This is a genomic window from Pantoea sp. MQR6, assembly GCF_022761075.1.
GTDB classification, from domain to species: Bacteria; Pseudomonadota; Gammaproteobacteria; order Enterobacterales; family Enterobacteriaceae; genus Pantoea; species Pantoea phytostimulans.
This window is the reverse complement of sequence record NZ_JAKYXB010000009.1, coordinates 1-18,751: the sequence shown is the minus strand read 5'-3', so window position 1 is coordinate 18,751 and position 18,751 is coordinate 1. Positions and strand designations below refer to the sequence as shown.

Sequence of the window (18,751 nt, the reverse complement as noted above, 5' to 3'; positions counted from 1 at the left end):
ATTCAGGCTTTGCAGCCTGTTATTGCTTCTGATATTGCATCAGCAAGGCCTTGCCGTAATCGTTACCGTTCGGGATGCGGGTGATGGTATGAATATGAAAGCGTGCTGGCTCTTCATTGGTAAGCCACATGCCGCTGTGATGATCGAATTCCAGTAATACCACTGGGCTTTGAATGCGGTAATAAAACACGTCGTCATTGCCGCAACCGCCGATCCAGCTCCACCAGGTTGACTCCAGGTGCTGCTCAATCTGTTTGAGACGAGCCTCACGCGGTCCGTCAGGTAAAAAATCGAGAAAAACGCGAATGGTTTCCATCAAACTGGCGCGCTGTGATGCGTTAAATTCTGCTGCGCAAATGCCCTCCAGCGGTATAACGCGATTATCCTGGAATGCGCCGCCCAAGTGTCGCTGATCGGCAAAGTTGAAACGCTCTGGAGGCATCAGCGGATCTTCCATCTGCTGATAAAGGGTTGCTCGCGCCTGCTGATCCGGGTTGAGGGATTGCATCAATGCCAGACCACGCTGCTCCTCTTCGGTGAACAGCACGCAGTCAGTATCATCACCGCGCGCAATGACGTTTGGCTCTACACCCATAAATGTGGGGGCGATAACCAGTTGCCGCCCTATGATAAAGCAGCAAAACGCCACATGATGGCCATAGATACTCCAGCCCCAGGGCTGCGTAGCAGATGGCTCCCCGAAGAGCATGAAGTGAAAACTCCAGCGGTTCATGATATTGGTGAGGTCGTAAAGTTCGCCCAGAAAATGATTAGCATCCATTAGCTGCTGCACTTTGGTAAAACCCCGTTCACTGGTGCAACTGCGTAACAGCTTCAGGAAGGCTTCACGGGTTGCTGTTGACGTTTCTTCAAGCCGTACGCCGTAATCATTAAACGGGATTTCAGGATTGTACCAGCCGCGCCACTGTTTGGCCTCTATAGGGTAACATGCCTCTATTTGCACCTCAGGCGCCAGGGTTTGTAAAAGAGCCTGGGCGGCGGCAACAGCATTTTCAACGGCAAAGCCCTCATCCTGCAGGCGATAAAGATCGGGTTGGATTTCACCGTTGCTGGTAATGCCGCGAAAGGTTTCATCCAGCATCGCCTGCCAGTGTGCTTTCAATTTTTGCGCTTTATCGGTTGCAAGCATGCGTTCGCCATAAGTATGCACGTCGACGCCACGAGCAAGACCAATACGATGCGCATCCGCTGGCATTAAGTAATCACGAAAGTTTCGGCTGGTCATAACATCCTCCGGCGATTAAGAGTGAGCGGCTTCTGCCACCACACGATTTTCTATATGGCCCAGGCCTTCTATCTCCAGCCGCATGACATCGCCGGGTTGCAGGAAGCGGCCTGTTGGTGCGCCAATGCCCGAAGGTGTGCCGGTAGCAAGAATATCGCCCGGCTCAAGCGTCATCACCGTTGAGAGGTATTCTATTTGCGCATAGATGTCGTAAATCATGTCGCCGCTGCCGGAATGCTGACGCAGCTCTCCGTTCACATAGAGTTTCATATCCAGATTAAGCGGATCGGGAATTTCGTCTGCGGTTGTGAGCCAGGGGCCTGTTGGGCCATGAGTATCGAAGGATTTACCCAAGGTGAAGGTGGGTGATTTGTGTAACCAGTCTCGGGCTGAAACATCATTCACGATAAGGTAACCCGCAATGACTGCAGCCGCATCGCTGGCTTTGACGTGACGACAGCGTTTACCAATCACGACGCCCAGCTCAATTTCATAATCCATTTTATCGCTGACATCAGGCTTTACGACTGGCGAAAATGGACCGTTTATGCAGGATACCTGCTTGTTGAACCACATCTGACTTTCAGGGATCGTTATGCCAGCCAGTCGGGCTTCATCCGCATGTTTACGGTAATTCATGCCAATCCCGAGAAATTTCTGCGCATCCTGTACTGGCGCTTCTAACTGAACTTCTGACAGTGGAAAAGCCGGTTCGCTGGTTTCTTCAAGCACTCTCCTCAGCTGCGGCAAATCAGTAATCAGCTGTCGCATTGATTCAGACACGCCCGACACAGCGGAGAGATCGATTACCCGATCGTTAATGACTTTGCCAATACGCGTATAACCCTGCTCCGTAAAACGTACCAGTTTCATGCTGTTCTCCTTTATTGAATAAGTAGCCTTTACGACTGATAAGGGGTCAGTTGAGAGAGAACGATCTGCCAGCCCTGCGGCATACGTCGCAGTACCAGTGTGGAGAAGCCAAACCGTACTTTTTCCTCGCCCGTTTCCAGCAGCCGAATGGTGTTACGTGTATTGCCGGTGAGGATGGCAATATTGCCCTCCAGACGAATTTCAGGGGTAGCGCGTGAAATGGCGATAAAGCCACCCATGCGTTCAATATGTGTCAAAAGTTGCTGCTTGTTATGGACCATGCCGGTGCTGTGAATGTGGACAAGATCCTCTGCCAGTAAACGTTCCAGTAAAACCAGGTCGGGCCGCGTTAAGGCCTGCTGGCGCTGCTGTTCGAATTCAAGCAGCTCGCTAAATTGCGGTTTCATTATCTACATCACCTCCATTAAATCAGGCCGTCGTAAGAACCACCGTCGAGTTGCAGATTCTGGCCCGAGATAAAAGAGGCTTGCTGACTGCATAAAAAAGCGCAGGCGGCACCAAATTCTTGCGGCGAGCCATAACGCCTTGCGGCAATAGATTGCACATTGCGCAAGCGAGCCTCTTCACGGCTGATACCCTCTTTCGCGATTAAACGCTGAAGCATAAATTCCTGCCGGGGCGTATCAATCCGCTCAGGTAACAGGTTGTTAATCGTGACATTGTCTTTCGCCACGTCCTGACTGATGGCTTTACATATTGCCGTTAGTGCGGTGCGCGCTGAGGTTGATAACCCCATCATGTAATGTGGCGATTTCACCATGGCGGAGGTGATGTTAACGATGCGGCCAAAGCCCCGGGCCTGCATACCCGGAAGCCAGGCACGTATCAGCTGAACGGCGGGAATAAAATTGGCTTCCATTGCATTGCGTAAGGCATCCTCGCTCCAGTCAGATAACGCACCAGGCTGAGGCCCGGCATTATTCGTGACCAGAATGTCTACTTGTTGTAACGAAAAAATGATTTTTTCCCTTCCCAAGGATGTCGTTAGATCCGCAGCTATATAACTGACGACCGTTTTTGGATTATTAAGGCGAAGCCGTTGCACAACGCTTTGCAGTTTGCTTTCATCACGCCCGTTTAAAATGATGTGTACGTTTTCTGCCGCTAATGCCTGAGCACAGGCCAGTCCCAGCCCCTGCGATGAAGCACAGACAAATGCGATCTTGTTTTCTATGCCTAAGTCCATGATTACTCCGTTATTTATCGAATTCTTCAGGGTTATATCAATCACTGAACTTTTTGGTGTGCAGCCCTATTCAGCTTGGCGTTACTTGATATTAGATATATCTGTTATTGCGATATGTCTAGATATTGCGCCTCTCTGAGAGCGAAAACTCAGAAGTCGGTCACGGATCGTTAACAGGAAAAATAGGGGTGATCAGACGTTGTTTTGAAGGGGCGTTAGGCAGTCTCAGGGGAAAAGGGTCTGGATAGCAAAAACAGCTATTTAGACAGGTAGGGTGAAGTTATCAGCGTTGCGGGGGGTGTGATGCGCCTACCGCTTCTCAGCGGTAAGCGTGGGGACGAACCAGCGAAACTTTCGCGTGACAGCGTCAGAATACGGAGACGGAAAGCTTCAGGATGCCGGTTGTTAGCTGGCTGACCATGTTTTCGCGTCGCGACTCCGGCTGCACCTTCTCAGCCCTGGAAGATATCCGTATCTCCGAACACGACATTATTGCTGTGGGCTGAGAATCAAAGTATGCGTAATGTCATTTATAAAAAATAACTGATCAGTATGACCATGCTCAGGCCTACAACTGAATTTATCAGCTCCAGTAAACCCCAGGTTTTAAATGTGTCTTTCATCGATATACCAAAGGTTTCTTTAAATAACAGAAAGCCACCGTCATACATCAACGTAATAGTATTACTGCCACAAGCTACAGCCAGAGCCATTAACGCTGGATTAAGATTAAACGCGCCAATCATCGGTGCAACGATGCCTGCTGATGTAATTGCTGCAACAGCACCTTGTCCGGTAAGAATTCGAATAACAGCGGTAATTAACCACGCAATAATAAAAGGTGAAAATGGAACATGACTCATAACATGAACGATGCTGTCACCTACATCTGAATCAATAATCACTTGTTTGAGAATGCCACCGGCGCTGATGACAAACAACACGTTGGCAATCTGAGCGATCGCCACACTGACTTTTTTCGTGATCGCTTCTGATGTTAATCCCCGCTTAACGCCCAGTACCCAAATCGCTGCGCAAGTCGCCAATAGCATGCTGATTTCTGCGCTGCCTAGTAATTCACAAATGTGTGTGAGTTCAGAATCCTTACCCGCGAGCGGTTTTATCACTGAAGCCAGAATCATCAATACCGCCGGTATCAGTGGAATCATGATACTGGTTCTAAAAGAGGGTAAATTATGCGTATCCAGTTCTTCAATGGGCTTAATCATTGAATTAAGCGGGATGTTATTAATGCCTGGCAGCAACTTTGGCAACAGAATTCCTGCACAAAATAAAGCAGGAATAATCACTAATACACCATAAAAATAAACCTGAACGATGTCTGCCCCAAATGCACTAATTAATGCAACAGGGCCTGGCTGCGGTGGAAATAGACTGTGCCCCATCGTTGCACCTACTACGGTAGGTATAACCAGTTTCATATAAGGAATGTTGGCTTTCTTCGCAATATTCATAACCAGCGGCATAGCGATAAGAAATGCGACTTCATAAAACATCGCGATGCCAAATATCACACCGATAAAGATCAGGCCAACAGAAAGAAAACGCGTGCCGCAGTGGCGGATAACCGTATCCGCTATCTGCTGACTGGCCCCTGACTCCGTCATGAACTTGCCGATGATCGCACCAAATATAATGATCAGCGCCAGGTGCCCCATAATACTGCCAATACCTTGCTGTACCGTGGAGACTATTTTGTCTAACGGAATGCCTACTGCGACAGCAACAAATATCCCGGCAATAAGCAGCGAGAAAATATTATGAAATTTATATTTAATATTGAGCACGACCAGCAACGCAATACCTGCCAGCACCCAAAAAAGTGATAAGAAAGGTGACATGATGATCCTTAACTATTTTGTAGGCGTTTTTATAATGAGGTAAAACAAGACAGCGGGAGCATGTCCCGCTGTGAGGGGTTATTTTTGACTGACGGCTTCCCATAATCCGAGAATATAAGTCACACCCAGCGCACGGTCATAAAGACCGTAACCGGGTCTGCCTGTTTCTCCCCAAATAAAACGTCCGTGGTCAGGCCTGATATATCCATCAAAACCATTATCGTGCAGGGATTTAATGACGCGAAGCATATCTAATGAACCATATTGCGTCGGATGAGCTGACTCGTAAAAATCTTTATCTTTTATAATTTTAATGTTTCTGACATGGGCAAAGTGAATGCGCTTGCGGCGTGAAAACTCGCCAAGAATGGCATAAACATCATTTTCCGGATCTTCGGCGATGGAGCCGGTGCACAACGTCAGGCCATTGGCTTCTGAATCAACAACGTTGCAAATCCAGTCCAGATCGTCACGGTTTTTGACTACGCGAGGTAAGCCAAAAATTGAATAAGGCGGATCGTCTGGATGGATTGCCATCTTGATGCCGACTTCTTCACAGACAGGAATAATTTCTTTCAAAAAGTAAGCCAGATTTTCCCGCAGTAGCGCATCGTCAACGTCTTTGTATTTTGCAAACAACTCCTGCACTTTTGCCAGGCGTTCAGGTTCCCATCCCGGTAAGGCAAAGCCGTTTGAATTTCCCAGAACTTCTTTGACAACGTCATCCAGACTTTTATCGATACCGGCTTTTTCAAATGCCATCGTCAGCGAGCCATCAGGCAGAACATAGTTCATGTCTGTTTTCATCCAGTCAAAGACGGGCATGAAGTTATAGCAAATAACTTTTACACCGAACCCGGCCAGGTTACGGAGAGTTTGCTTGTAGTTGGAAATATAGCGATCGCGGGAAGGTAAACCAATCTTGATATCGTCGTGAATGTTAACACTCTCGATGACTTCCATTGTCAGACCCGCAGCATGAGCCTGTTCAACGAGTTTCTTAATCTTTTCCTGGGGCCAGACTTCACCGACGGGCACATCATAAAGCGCACCGACTACGCCTGTCACGCCTGGTACTTGCCGTATATGTTCCAGCGGAATTTTATCTTCTTCTGGTCCAAACCAACGCATCGTCATCTGCATATGAATTACTCACCGTATAAAATGTATGTGTCTATCTACCATTCTAGTATGTGTTAAGAAGATGTTTTTTAAGTTGACCGCACTCACATTATGAACACGCTGGGACGCAGTTTGAGACGGTTTTTAAGACAGATGCCAGCAGCGACAAGTCTCTCCCGGCCGCTGCTGGTATGGCTGTAAAGAGGATACTGATGCTTATCGCTTTCAAGGAAGTGAGTCTTTTGGTCCTCGTAGCAACGCGTTTTTCCCCTGGCGAGCGCATGCGTTAACTCAGTCACAATTTTTTAACTTCACTCTTCCATCTCTTGACTGTTAACCGCTCTGTCGTAAAACTCGTAAAAAGTAAAACGTTTTACTTTTCCACTCAGGCGTCGCGGTATATATGCATTTTCCGTGATATTTCCGGGGGTTATAACTCTACTGGGATACATCATGAAACACGTAGAAGAGTACGATAATTCACTGGTCGGCATTGATGTTGTGCCGGATCATCCTCAGCCAGAAATATCATCACTGGCGAGTGGCGCGATTAAAAAAGCCCGGATGCGCTTAATGCCGCTGATCCTGATGATGTATCTGCTGGCGTTTATTGATCGTTCTAATATTGGCATGGCGGCATTAACCATGAACCAGTCTTTAGGGTTAACGCCTGAGCATTTTGGCTTCGCTGTAGGCATCTTCTCCTTTGGCTACATCCTGTTTGAAATTCCCAGTAATGTTCTGCTGGAACGTTATGGCGCACGCTTTTGGTTAGCCAGGATCATGATCACCTGGGGTGTTATTTCGATGGCGATGGCGTTCGCACAAGGTGTGGTGAGTCTCAGCATCCTACGATTTTTATTAGGTGTAGCTGAAGCGGGCCTCGCACCTGGTATTGTTTTTTATCTCACCACATGGTTTCCCAAGAAAGAGCTGGCCAGGGTTTTTTCCATTTACTATTTAGGTGTTCCGCTGGCCGCTATTATTGCCAATCCTTTATCGGGATATATTCTCGACAATTTCCATAATGTAGGTGGGCTGGAAAGTTGGCAGTGGCTGTTTTTAATCGAAGGATGTCCACCGGTGATTTTGTCGGTGATCGTTTTTCTTTACCTCACGGATAAACCGGCTAAAGCCTCCTGGCTTAAGCCTGAGGAACGTCAGGCCTATCAGGAGCTGATGGAAAAAGAGCAACAAGCAACATTAGCGGTGGGGCACTCGGGTTTGAAAGCGATGTTCAAAGACCGCCGAGTGTGGATCTTAGGCCTGGCTTACTTCTTTACAGTCATTGGCTTAACCGGTCTCGGTTTCTGGATGCCGCAGTTTATTAAACGCTTTGACTATTCAGACACTGTGGTAGGACTGCTTGGCACTATTCCCTATATCGTTGGTGCCGTAGTGATGTGCTGGTGGTCAAATCATTCTGACAAAACGAACGAGCGCACCTGGCATTTCATTCTGCCTTCGCTGTTGTTTTCTGCTGGTTTCGTGGTCGCAGCCATAAGTGATTCTCCCGTTATATCAATGCTGGGACTGACGCTTTCGACTGTTGGCATGCTGGCATGTGTTCCGACGTTTTATACTCTGCCCGCCTCCTTCCTAACCAGCCAGGGTTCTGCGGGTGGCCTGGCGCTCATCAACTCTATTGGGAATGTTGGCGGTTTCTTTGGCCCTTTCCTGGTGGGTCTCACTATTTCCCTTACCGGTAAATCACAAAACGGCCTTTATCTGTTATCGATTCTGGTGCTGTTCTCGCCGTTACTGATTTATCTCCTGAGTAAAAGTCGCCGTCAGGCCGCTGGCTGGCGTTAAACCCCACGCATCAAACCCTGTCAAGGAGTAGAAAATGAACTTAGCAGCACTGTTAGCTGAGCGTGCCTGTGCCGTGAAATCAGGTACTGCACAACCGGTCCGAGTTGGCATCATTGGCGCAGGTAAATTTGGATCGATGGTTCTTGCCCAACTGCGCCATCTGGACGGTTTGCAGGTGGTGGCCATTGCCGATCTCGACGTGAGTAAAGCCCGTGCAGCCCTGGCGCGAGTGGGCTGGCCTGAATCTCAGTATCAGGCACAAACTATCGATGCTGCGTTGCGCGAAGGGTCAACCTGTGTGGTTGAGGACGCGGAAAAATTGTTCCGCTGCGAGCAGATCGATTGCATTGTTGAAGCCACAGGCCATCCGCTGGCGGGAACCCGTCATGCACTCCATGCTGTTGAACATGGCAAGCATGTGGTGATGGTAAACGTTGAGGCCGATGTGCTGTGCGGCCCCTTAATCGCTGAGCGTGCGCGTCAAAATGGTGTGATTTACAGCATGGCGTACGGGGATCAACCCGCCATTATTTGTGAACTGGTGGATTGGGCCAAAGCTTGCGGATTTGAAATTGTTGCGGCCGGTAAAGGCATGAACTTTGAACCACGCTATCGCTATTCTACTCCGGATACAGTATGGGGTTTTTTTGGCTGGAGCGAAGAAGAAGTGGCGGCCGGAGACTTCAATCCTAAGATGTATAATTCCTTCACTGACGGCACCAAAGCGGCAATTGAAATGGCGGCAGTGGCCAACGCGACCGGACTGGATTGTCCTGATAACGGACTGGCTTTTCCTCCAGCCGGTGTGCATGACCTGGCGCGGGTCTTTTCACCTGAGTCTGACGGTGGACGACTGAGCCGTAGCGGTCTGGTAGATATTGCTGCCAGCCAGGAGCCTGATGGACGGGAGGTGCTGAACAACATTCGCTATGGCGTATTTGTCACGTTTAAAGCCCGGGATGAATACAGCCGCGCCTGTTTTAAACAGTACGGACTGCTGACCGATCCCAGTGGTTGGTATGCCTCTATGTGGCGTCCTTTCCATCTCATCGGCCTTGAAACCAGCATCAGTATTCTCTCTGCGGTACTCCGTAATGAAGCCACCGGTTCGGCTTTAAGCTTCCGGGGTGATGCTGTCGCAACGGCTAAACGAGACCTCAAAGCGGGCGAAATGTTGGATGGCGAAGGTGGGTTTACCGTCTGGGCCAATGCACTGCCAGCCAACATCAGCGTGGCGCAGGATCTGTTACCCATGGGATTAGCGCATCACGTTCGTCTGGTTAAAGATGTCGCTAAAGACAAAGCGGTACGTTTTTCTGATGTTCAGTTTGATAACAATCTGGATATCGTAGAGTTGCGTAAGCAGATGGTCAGTCTGGCGGGATTATAAACAGTGATATTACCCGCTATTGCCGTTGCAGTAGCGGGTAATGTCTGGAGAAACAACATGGCTTCAGAAACACGTATTGGATTGGCTGGCGCCGGATTAATGGGACAGCCAGTGGCACGGCGCTTAGCCGCTGCCGGTTATTCCGTTGCGGTGTGGAATCGTTCTAAAGATAAAGCGCATGCTCTGGAAAAGTACGGTGTTACAGCTGTAGACACTCCCGCCCAGTTAATGGCCGGCAGTGATGTCATCATCTGTTTATTGAGTGATGCGCAAGCCTGTAACGATGTCCTTTTTAATGATAACGCGCTGAAGCACACCAGGAAAAAAGCCGTCATCATTATGATGAGCACCCTTTCGCCACAGATTGTGATTGAGCAGCAACACAAGGCGAACGCAGCACAGGCGGACTATATCGATATGCCGGTATCAGGTGGCACGACGGGGGCAGAAAACGGCACATTGTCATTGATGGCCGGTGGTAATGCAGAAACTATTGACCGGTTACGCCCGCTGCTGACTCACCTGGGTAAAGTCACGCGTGTGGGAGAGGTGGGCGCTGGCCAACTGACTAAACTCGCCAATCAGATAATTGTCGCAGGCACGCTGAGTTTGTTGTCGGAAGCCTTTACCCTTGCCCAGCGCGGCGGAGCCGATCCGGCAAAAGTGCGTGAAGCATTGCTGGGTGGTTTTGCTGACTCAACCCTGTTGCAACAGCAAGGCGAACGTATGGTAAACGAAGACTTTAAGGCCCGCGGCGCGGCAAAGTGGCAGCTTAAAGACACGCGCAGCAGTGTGGCGCTGGCTGAGCAATTTGGTCTGACATTACCGCTGACTGAGACGGTGAACCAGCTTTTCAGCCAAATGATTGACGCTGGGGATGGCGACTTAGATCACTGCGCCATTATCAGGCAAATTCAGCGTTTAAACGGTATGCCTATTTAACCCGGGCCACGCTCTCACGTTTGATTAACGTGCTGTTTAGTTCACAGGGCTTCTGCCACTCACCGGAGAGACTTAAGAGTGCCTTATCGGCCAACTCTTCAAGAGGGTGTTTGATAACGCTAATTGACGGGCTCAGGAGTCGGCTCCAGTGGCTGTCATGGTAAACAATCAGCGAGAGGTCTTCAGGAACAGAGAGCTTCAACTGCCGGATGCGCGACATAATCATCGGTGCAATCGACGTATTTCCAATAATGATTGCAGTCGGTGGTTCCTGAAGCGATAACAACTCATCAAGCGCCTGGCTGGCTAGCGGATCACGAAAGTTCTTCACTACCGCATACTGTTTTTCCCAGTCAATTCCATAGGCTTTCAATCCTTGTTTATAACCCTTCAGCCTTTGCAAAGAGGTCGAAGTATTCAGCGGCCCGCTTATCCAGCCAATACGGCGATGGCCTTGCTGAGCAAGATAACGGGTAGCCTCGCAGGCGGAAGCTTCATTGTTAAAGCCAATGACACTGGCATGTGTCACCTCGCTAAGGTAGCGATCGATGAAAACAATAGCGATGCCCATTTCGCTAATGGATTGCCACATATCGCTATTCGCGCTGGTGGGCGTTGCTATGATGGCTTTAACCCGCTTTTGCATTAACATGCTCAAGCTTTCCCGCTCCAGCAGCGGATCTTCCTGCGTAGTAACCAAAATGACGTTCATGGCCATTTCTCTGGCGCGACGGACAATGAGATCGGAGATCTCAGAAAAAAAATCGTTTGCGATGTCTGCTACAACCAGGCCAATCGTGTTGTTCATACTGGTTTTAAGCTCACGAGCGGCACTCTGAGGGGTATAATTCAGCGTTTGCATTGCCTCCAGAATACGCTGACGGGTGCGTTCAGATACTGAACCTGAACCGGGGTTCAATACCCGAGAAACCACACCGATCGACACCTCTGCTAAGGCCGCCACCTCTTTGATGGTACTTTTCTTTTTATCTGTCAACGCAACACTCAGCCTCATCATCAGGTTAGCTAAGTTCATGTTAGATTAATCACTTCACAAGATAAACGTTCTTCAGTGATCGGCCTTCTTTAGTCTGCGTGAGGCTGCATTTCTCTGCTTTAGAGGGGTGTGGTGTTGGCAGGTGGTTGTTAAGGCTGTTTTGAGATGTCCGGGTTGTAGCCAAACTGAAATATCCGTCAGATCTTGCCGCTGTGATGTAAGCGAGGTAGTAAGCCGTCCTCAGCCAAGAAATCCTGGAAAAAGGACGATATTGCGGACATCTCACTTTAGCCGCCATAAGCTAAAATACGCATAATGTAATTTATGTTAAATATCCAACAAGATCATGCAATTGGCCGAAGACCCAGTGAAAAACACAACGGGTCGTCCCGGCGAAGGATTTGCGGTAAATCCCTAAACAGGTACCGGCAGAGAAAAGACGCTCATAAATTATTGCTTCTGTGGAACGAACGAATGATTAATGTCAAAAGGAGCATGTCTGGCATGCTCCTTTTTTACAGGAAGGTAACAAAGAGCCAGTAATTTTAGACAGGCAGCTTTTGTTGCAGGATTTTTAGACAAAGCATTCAAAACCCGCCGTCTGGCTCACTTCATTTTATTACGAAATCGTTCAATTAAAATGATTCCCAGCTTCCCTCTGTAGCGGCCGTTTTGCCAGGTAGTCGTGGTGCCTGACGGACAGTGCTAAATTGCTGCTGAGTGGCGACCGAGACAGGAACGCTGACCGTTTGCGTACGGTTTATAGTGCTTCCTTCATTTAAGCGAAACATGCTCACAATCTCCTGCAACACTTGGGTTTGTTCCTGCATGGAGGCTGCAGCAGCTGCAGACTGTTCTACCAGAGCAGCATTTTGTTGAGTAGTCGTATCGATTTGCTCCATGGCGCAGTTGATTTGCTCAATGCCATCATTCTGTTCCCGGCTGGCTTGAGCAATTTCGTTAATCAGTTGTTCCATGCTCTGCACGTTTCTAACGATGCTCGTCATGCCCTTATCAGCCTTGTCCACTAATGTGGTGCCTGCGTTAATGCGCGATACAGATTCATCTATCAGCGTTTTGATTTCACGTGCAGCGGAAGCACTGCGTTGGGCCAATGTGCGTACTTCACCGGCGACCACAGCAAACCCCCGGCCAGATTCACCCGCGCGAGCAGCTTCCACAGCCGCATTGAGGGCCAGTATGTTGGTTTGGAAAGCAATGCCATCGATGACAGAAATAATACTGGACATTCTGGAGGAGGATTCATAAATCTCCTTCATCCGGGTGGACACATCATTCATCAGCTCGCCATTCTCTTTTACAATGCCAGCGGTTTCAGAAACAAACTGACGTGCCTGCGCCGTGTTTGCTGCGGTATTGCTGATGGTGGCGGTCAGTTCCTCGAGTGTTGCCGCTGTTTCTTCCACGCTCGCCGCCTGTTCTTCAGTGCGGGATGAGAGATCCTCGTTACCGGTGGCAATTTCATCAGCAGCCGAGGCTATGCTGTCTGATCCTGCACGCACTTTTTGCACAGTCTTACGTAGACTTTCAGTCATTTCACGCAGGGCGGCCATCAACTGCCCTAACTGATCATGAGAGTCTACCCGCACATCCACGGTCAGATTACCGGCTGCCACTTCGCGCGCTATACCCACAGCAGATATCAGTGGGCGCGTAATGCTACGCGTGATAAGCAATGCAAGAAGCGAGCCCATAATTAACGCAACAATACCTACCGCCACCAGTGTCCAAACGGCAGATGTACCTGCACTCTGGATATGACCACCATTCTCATTAATGAGCCTTTGCTGGTTGTTAGCCACAGCACGAACAGCATCGGAATAAGCGCGCATAGCAGGTAGCAACTGGCTACGAATAAATTCAGCGGTCGCGTTCACATCTCCCTGAGCACTGAGTTTCAGAGCAACATTGCGTGCTGCGGTATTCCCTTTACGTGCCTCACCCACTCCCTTCATTAATTCTTTGCCATGATCAGACGTGATCATATTTTCCAGCTTTTTTTGTACCGCGCTGGCTCGCTCAGAGTTCTTCTTCATCTCCTCTGAAGCATATTGTTTAATACTTTCAGCGGGTGAGGTCATCACGACAAGGGCCAGAGCGGCGTTAGTGTCAATGATGGATAACCATTCGGTCGATAAGCGCTCTCGCACTAAATAATCATGCGTAACACTTTTTGTGGCCTGCATCATGCCGCGCAGATGCCATCCTCCAGTAATGACCATTGCAATCATCAGAATAAGTACCAGTGAAAACCCTGCACCCAGACGGGTTCCTATTCCCAGGTTATTTATTTTCATTATTTATCTCATCTAAGCCAGTTTCGTGATAATGAAGCTGATAGCCATAAAGAGTTTAGGTAGCCACAGCGGCTCATTTAGCGCCGGACGACATTCTGTAATAAGTCTGATAACGCTATGTCCGATTATTGTTATCGGTTTATGCATGGATAAGTTTATGGTTGAAGTAGAAATAGACACTTTTGAGCAGGGGTTTGCTCGAGTTGCGCTGAATATTAGAGAGGGCTTCTCAATAAAGGAATTGGGATTGGTCAGCTGCCAGCAAACGACGCACTGATATAAGCGAAGCAGTCGAAAATATGTCGCTATTACGAATTAAGCTAATTGCCAGTTCGCTGTTACGGAACTTTTAGCGATGGCGGAGCAACTATGTGCATTAACATAAGCGCAGTTGAAAATGTTCAAATTATTGACAGGTAACACCTGTCAATAATAATAGAAAATATCGAGGTTAAACGGCCATTTCGCTATAACGCTCCCGGTACTCTTTCGGTGTAAAAGCGTAGACTTTTTTAAATACCGAATAAAAGTACTGCAAAGAGGGATAGCCGCACACCTGCGATATTTCATTGATCGAAAGCGATGTTGAAACCAGCAGCGATCGTGCTTTTTCTAGCTTTTCTGTATGAATTACCGCGTGGATGGTTTCTCCTGTTTCATCCTTAAAGCGTTTCTCCAGGTTAGAACGCGACATACCCACTGCATCCAGCACTTGCTCTACCTTGATTCCTTTGCAGGCATTGTAGCGAATAAAGTGCATCGCCTGGATTACCGCCGGATCAAGTAGAGAACGATAATCTGTTGAGCGTCGTTCAATAACCTTCACAGGCGGAACCAGCACGCGCTGAAGAGGAAGTTGGCGTTGGCCCAGCAGGCGATGCAGCAGTTTAGCCGCCTGATATCCCATCTGACGCGAGCCTTGAGCCACGGATGACAACGCTACCCGCGAAAGAAAGCGCGTCAGCTCTTCATTATCTATACCGATCACGCAGAGCTTTTCCGGCACCGGAATATTGAGGTGTTCACATACCTGTAACAGATGGCGCGCTCGGGCATCAGTAACGGCAATAATCCCGGTTTGTGGTGGTAATGTTTGTACCCAATCGGCCAGCCGATTTTGTGCGTGCTGCCAGTTATCTGGCGCAGTTTCCATTCCCTGATAAACCACGCCCTGATAACGCTCTTCAGCGACCAATTGTCGAAAAGCGTACTCGCGTTCCTGTGCCCAACGTTTGCCGCTGGAAACGGGCAAGCCGTAAAAGGCAAAACGGTGCACACCTTTTTCTTTCAAGTGTAAGAAGGCACTTTTAACCAGCGCGTGGTTGTCGGTAGCGATGTAATGCACTGCCGGATAATCTTCTTCCCGGTGATACGAGCCGCCGACACCGACGATAGGTACTTCAACATTTTTCAGTAACTGTTCGATCTCCCTGTCGTCAAAATCAGCAATCACACCATCGCCCAGCCACTCTTTGATATTGTCGATACGGCAACGAAAATCTTCTTCGATAAAAATATCCCAGTCGCTTTGCGAAGCCTGCAAATATTCGCCCACGCCTTCGACGACCTGTCGGTCATAAACCTTATTCGCATTGAAGAGCAGAGTGATCCGATAACGTTTCTCAAACATGGCTGTTTCCCACTGTTTATTCTGCTTTTTGAATAGCACAGTGCGCTTGTCACCAGGAATAAATTCGTCGGACATGTGATCCTCTACACGCGACGCTTGGTGGCAGAGTCCATCCAGACTGCCAACAGCAGTATCGTGCCTTTAACGATGTACTGCCAAAAGGTGGGGACATCCATCATGCTCATACCGTTATCCAGCGAAGCCATAATAAAGGCGCCCATTACCGCACCGGCCACACTCCCTATTCCACCCGCGAGACTGGTTCCCCCGATAACGCATGCAGCGATAGCATCCAGTTCTGCAATATTACCCGCCGATGGCGAACCTGCACCCAACCGTGAACTGAGAATTAACCCGGCAATGGCTACCATTAATCCGTTAATCGCAAAGACCGCTAGCTTGGTTCGCGCCACGTTAATGCCGGAAAGCCTTGCGGCATCAATGTTGCCGCCGATAGCGTAAATGCGGCGACCGAAAGCAGTACGTGTGGCAATAAACAGCCCGCCCAGCATCAGTAATGTCAAAATCAATACTGGCGTAGGCACGCCACGGTAATCGTTGAGCATCCAGATGGCACCGAGCACAATGACAGCGGTCAACGCCTGGCGTATCAGCGTGCCGGAAGCAGCAGGAAGCGATAAGCCAAGTTTTTGCCGGCGCTGACGAAGTCGCCATTGCCAAAGAACGAACAGCACCAGCCCTACCACACCAAAACCGAAGCCGATGCCTGATGGCAAATAGCTTTGCCCAATTTGCGACATTCCCGGACTGATAGGTGACACCGTTGTACCATTAGTGATGCCGACCAGAATGCCGCGGAAGGCCAGCATTCCGGCCAGAGTAACAATAAAAGAGGGAACCTTACGATAGGCGACCCACCAGCCATTCCATGCACCCAGTAACAGCCCCATCACCAGCGTTACCGCAATGGTCAAGGGCAAAGGCCAGCCGAACCAGACATCAAAAATAGCCGCCGCGCCGCCCAACAGCCCCATCATGGAACCAACGGAAAGATCGATCTCCGCAGAGATAATGACAAACACCATGCCCACCGCCAGGATGCCGGTAATTGCTGTTTGTCTCAGCAGGTTTGAAATATTGCGTGCGCTAAGGTAAGAGCCGTCAGTGGTCCAGGTGAAAAAAGCCACAATTAACACGATGGCGAGAATCATCACGCCAACTTGTAGATTAAGCCGCGCACCCGCCCATTTTCGCGTAGGCAACGGCGTAGCGGGTTGTGTTGAATCGGTTTTAAGCATGATGTTCACTCCTGAGTGCCGCTTCCATAATTTTTTCCTGGGTCAGGTCCTGGTTTAAAAGGTCAGCTTTAATCTGCCCCTGATGCATCACCAGAACGCGATCGCTAAGGCCTAACACTTCGGGAAGTTCGGATGAGATCACAATGATGGCAATCCCTTGTTGCGCCAGTTGATTGATCAGCTTGTAGATTTCATATTTTGCGCCGATATCAATACCGCGCGTTGGTTCATCAAGGATGAGAATGCGTGGGTTGAGCAACAGACATTTTGCCAGTACAGCCTTTTGCTGGTTACCGCCACTTAGCCGACCAATGGCCAACTCGGGTGAGGCGGTTTTGACCTTAAGGCGAGCCAGCGCATCCTTAATGACCTGTTGCTCTTGCGCTTCATCCAGCACTGAAAACACGCTACTGAATTGAGCCAGCGACGCGAGAGTGATGTTTTTTCCAACGCCCATCACCGGCACGATACCATCCCTTTTACGATCTTCCGGTACCATCGCAATACCGTGCGCAATGGCCTGCTGGCAGTCATTGAGGCTGACGGGTTTTCCATCAATCCAGACTTTACCTTCCCAGCGGCCTGGCCAGACACCAAACAGACACTGAACCGCTTCGGTGCGCCCGGCACCGACTAAGCCAGCAATGCCAAGAATTTCCCCGCGCCGCAGGCTAAAAGAAAGGTTATCCACCCGTTTGATGCTGCGATTGATCGGATGCCAGGCTGTCAGGTTCTCTACCCGTAAGATCTCGTCGCCGACCGGGTGCGGTTCGACGGGATAAAGCGAGGTCAACTCGCGGCCTACCATCATGGTAATGATGTCATCCTCACTCATCGCATCTGCGCGGCGTGTGCCAATATGCTGCCCGTCACGGATCACGCAGATGGTGTCAGAGATATCCTTTACTTCGTTGAGCTTGTGCGAGATGTAGACGCAGGCGATACCGTGATTGCGCAGATTACGGATAATATCCAGCAGAACCTCCGTTTCCTGTTCGGTTAACGAAGAGGTAGGTTCATCCAGAATCAGCAGTCGAACCTGCTTGTTTAGCGCCCGGGCTATCTCAACTAACTGTTGCTGACCCAGCCCCAGTTCACCCACGCGTGTCTCTGGCGAAACGTTGAGCCGCACCTGTTGCAACAGGGTCTGGCAGCGCAGCGTCATGCTGTCTACATCTAAAACGCCGCGTTGTGTCAGTTCGCTGCCGAGAAAGATGTTCTCCATTACCGTCATCTGCCGCACCAACGCCAACTCCTGATGAATGATGACAATGCCTTTGCGTTCGGTGTCGCGGATATTAGTCGCGCGCAGTTCTTCGCCGGCAAAAAAGATATGACCCTGATATTCACCGGCGGGATAAAGGCCACACAGCACCTTCATTAAGGTTGATTTGCCAGAGCCATTTTCACCACATAGCGAAATCACTTCGCCTGGCTCCAGCGTCAGCGAAATGTTATCAACGGCCTTCACAGCGCCGAAAAGTTTGGTGATGTTTTTCATTTCAAGCAGTTTGGTCATGACATCTCTCCAGGCTGCCCTGAGGAAAATCCGCCGTGTTTACGGCGGTTAACAGGATCAGAGCTCGCTCTTTTTATGGAAGCCGTCTGCGACCACCGTGCTTTCAATATTGGCTTTATCAACGGCAATTGGCTCAAGTAGCCAGGCAGGAACCTCTTTGGTGCCGTTGTTCAGCGTTGCATTGGACTTTGGTTGTTTCCCTTCTCCCAACTCCACAGCGATATTCGCCGCATTATCAGCGAGTTTGCTGATCGGTTTATAAACCGTCATGGTTTGCGTGCCGTTATTAATACGCTTGATGGCGGCGAGATCGGCATCCTGACCAGAAATCGCGACTTTACCGGCCAGCCCTTGCGCGCTTAGTGCCTGTATTGCACCGCCTGCGGTGGCGTCATTTGAAGCGACCACAGCATCTATTTTATTGCCGTTGGCGGTCAGGGCATTTTCCATGATTTTCAACGCGTTTTCTGGCAGCCAGGCATCAACCCATTGATCACCCACAACCTTGATTTTTTTGCTATCAATCAGTGGTTTCAGCACCTTCATTTGCCCATCACGGAACAGACGTGCGTTA

15 protein-coding genes are annotated in these 18,751 nt (G+C 49.5%); 3 read left to right on the top strand and 12 right to left on the bottom strand.

Annotated elements, in window-relative coordinates:
- Positions 1-19: 19 nt before the first annotated feature.
- The 6 genes from MUG06_RS21860 to uxuA all read right to left on the bottom strand — a co-directional run bounded on the left by MUG06_RS21860 (position 20) and on the right by uxuA (position 6,331).
- A complete protein-coding gene (locus MUG06_RS21860; RefSeq protein WP_243080029.1) occupies positions 20-1,246 on the bottom strand; it encodes a DUF3500 domain-containing protein in 1,227 nt (408 codons plus the stop codon).
- A gap of 15 nt (positions 1,247-1,261) precedes the next feature.
- Positions 1,262-2,119 carry a fumarylacetoacetate hydrolase family protein gene (locus MUG06_RS21855; RefSeq protein ID WP_243080028.1) on the bottom strand — a complete coding sequence of 286 codons (858 nt, stop codon included), beginning with the start codon at positions 2,117-2,119 and terminating at the stop codon, positions 1,262-1,264.
- A gap of 29 nt (positions 2,120-2,148) precedes the next feature.
- A complete protein-coding gene (locus MUG06_RS21850; protein WP_243080027.1) occupies positions 2,149-2,526 on the bottom strand; it encodes a nuclear transport factor 2 family protein in 378 nt (125 codons plus the stop codon).
- Positions 2,527-2,543: 17 nt separating this feature from the next.
- Positions 2,544-3,326, bottom strand: coding sequence for an SDR family oxidoreductase (locus tag MUG06_RS21845; RefSeq protein WP_243080026.1), 783 nt, complete (start codon positions 3,324-3,326; stop codon positions 2,544-2,546).
- A 530-nt stretch (positions 3,327-3,856) separates the two neighbouring features.
- Positions 3,857-5,188 carry a gluconate permease GntP gene (gene gntP, locus MUG06_RS21840; RefSeq protein WP_279234077.1) on the bottom strand — a complete coding sequence of 444 codons (1,332 nt, stop codon included), beginning with the start codon at positions 5,186-5,188 and terminating at the stop codon, positions 3,857-3,859.
- 78 nt (positions 5,189-5,266) lie between these two features.
- Complete coding sequence (uxuA, locus tag MUG06_RS21835) at positions 5,267-6,331, bottom strand: mannonate dehydratase (protein ID WP_243080025.1); 1,065 nt, start codon at positions 6,329-6,331, stop codon at positions 5,267-5,269.
- 432 nt (positions 6,332-6,763) lie between these two features.
- Here uxuA and MUG06_RS21830 point away from each other — a divergent pair, with 432 nt between their 5' ends.
- Genes MUG06_RS21830 through MUG06_RS21820 form a run of 3 tightly spaced genes read left to right on the top strand, consistent with a single transcriptional unit; the run spans position 6,764 to position 10,454 of the window.
- Entirely contained in the window at positions 6,764-8,122 is a 1,359-nt protein-coding gene (locus MUG06_RS21830) for an MFS transporter (RefSeq protein WP_243080024.1), read from the top strand.
- Positions 8,123-8,156: 34 nt separating this feature from the next.
- Positions 8,157-9,512: a Gfo/Idh/MocA family oxidoreductase gene (locus MUG06_RS21825; RefSeq protein WP_243080023.1), complete on the top strand. Its 1,356-nt coding sequence runs from the start codon at positions 8,157-8,159 to the stop codon at positions 9,510-9,512.
- A 57-nt stretch (positions 9,513-9,569) separates the two neighbouring features.
- Positions 9,570-10,454 (top strand): NAD(P)-dependent oxidoreductase, encoded by an 885-nt coding sequence (locus MUG06_RS21820; RefSeq protein ID WP_243080022.1) that lies wholly within the window; start codon positions 9,570-9,572, stop codon positions 10,452-10,454.
- Here MUG06_RS21820 and MUG06_RS21815 read toward each other — a convergent pair.
- The 6 genes from MUG06_RS21815 to MUG06_RS21790 form a co-directional block, all read right to left on the bottom strand.
- The gene (locus MUG06_RS21815) at positions 10,447-11,490 is read right to left on the bottom strand and encodes a substrate-binding domain-containing protein (protein ID WP_243080021.1); all 1,044 of its coding nucleotides are present in this window, start codon (positions 11,488-11,490) and stop codon (positions 10,447-10,449) included. The two genes, MUG06_RS21820 and MUG06_RS21815, sit on opposite strands and share 8 nt — an antisense overlap.
- A gap of 596 nt (positions 11,491-12,086) precedes the next feature.
- Positions 12,087-13,769 (bottom strand): methyl-accepting chemotaxis protein, encoded by a 1,683-nt coding sequence (locus MUG06_RS21810; protein ID WP_243080020.1) that lies wholly within the window; start codon positions 13,767-13,769, stop codon positions 12,087-12,089.
- A 451-nt stretch (positions 13,770-14,220) separates the two neighbouring features.
- The gene (xylR, locus tag MUG06_RS21805; RefSeq protein ID WP_215845198.1) at positions 14,221-15,399 is read right to left on the bottom strand and encodes a D-xylose utilization transcriptional activator XylR; all 1,179 of its coding nucleotides are present in this window, start codon (positions 15,397-15,399) and stop codon (positions 14,221-14,223) included.
- Between the two features lie 83 nt (positions 15,400-15,482).
- Positions 15,483-16,658 (bottom strand): xylose ABC transporter permease XylH, encoded by a 1,176-nt coding sequence (gene xylH / locus MUG06_RS21800; protein WP_215845074.1) that lies wholly within the window; start codon positions 16,656-16,658, stop codon positions 15,483-15,485.
- The gene (locus MUG06_RS21795) at positions 16,651-18,177 is read right to left on the bottom strand and encodes a xylose ABC transporter ATP-binding protein (RefSeq protein WP_215845073.1); all 1,527 of its coding nucleotides are present in this window, start codon (positions 18,175-18,177) and stop codon (positions 16,651-16,653) included. Before MUG06_RS21795 ends, xylH begins: the two co-directional genes overlap by 8 nt.
- 57 nt (positions 18,178-18,234) lie before the next feature.
- Positions 18,235-18,751: substrate-binding domain-containing protein (locus MUG06_RS21790; protein ID WP_243080019.1), on the bottom strand; the 517-nt coding region annotated here is incomplete at its 5' end.

Coding starts and splice junctions, on each gene's coding strand:
- MUG06_RS21860 (WP_243080029.1), bottom strand. CDS start 1,246: ATGACCAGCCGAAACTTTCGTGATTACTTAATGCCAGCGGATGCGCAT.
- MUG06_RS21855 (WP_243080028.1), bottom strand. CDS start 2,119: ATGAAACTGGTACGTTTTACGGAGCAGGGTTATACGCGTATTGGCAAA.
- MUG06_RS21850 (WP_243080027.1), bottom strand. CDS start 2,526: ATGAAACCGCAATTTAGCGAGCTGCTTGAATTCGAACAGCAGCGCCAG.
- MUG06_RS21845 (WP_243080026.1), bottom strand. CDS start 3,326: ATGGACTTAGGCATAGAAAACAAGATCGCATTTGTCTGTGCTTCATCG.
- gntP (WP_279234077.1), bottom strand. CDS start 5,188: ATGTCACCTTTCTTATCACTTTTTTGGGTGCTGGCAGGTATTGCGTTG.
- uxuA (WP_243080025.1), bottom strand. CDS start 6,331: ATGCAGATGACGATGCGTTGGTTTGGACCAGAAGAAGATAAAATTCCG.
- MUG06_RS21830 (WP_243080024.1), top strand. CDS start 6,764: ATGAAACACGTAGAAGAGTACGATAATTCACTGGTCGGCATTGATGTT.
- MUG06_RS21825 (WP_243080023.1), top strand. CDS start 8,157: ATGAACTTAGCAGCACTGTTAGCTGAGCGTGCCTGTGCCGTGAAATCA.
- MUG06_RS21820 (WP_243080022.1), top strand. CDS start 9,570: ATGGCTTCAGAAACACGTATTGGATTGGCTGGCGCCGGATTAATGGGA.
- MUG06_RS21815 (WP_243080021.1), bottom strand. CDS start 11,490: ATGAACTTAGCTAACCTGATGATGAGGCTGAGTGTTGCGTTGACAGAT.
- MUG06_RS21810 (WP_243080020.1), bottom strand. CDS start 13,769: ATGAAAATAAATAACCTGGGAATAGGAACCCGTCTGGGTGCAGGGTTT.
- xylR (WP_215845198.1), bottom strand. CDS start 15,399: ATGTTTGAGAAACGTTATCGGATCACTCTGCTCTTCAATGCGAATAAG.
- xylH (WP_215845074.1), bottom strand. CDS start 16,658: ATGCTTAAAACCGATTCAACACAACCCGCTACGCCGTTGCCTACGCGA.
- MUG06_RS21795 (WP_215845073.1), bottom strand. CDS start 18,177: ATGACCAAACTGCTTGAAATGAAAAACATCACCAAACTTTTCGGCGCT.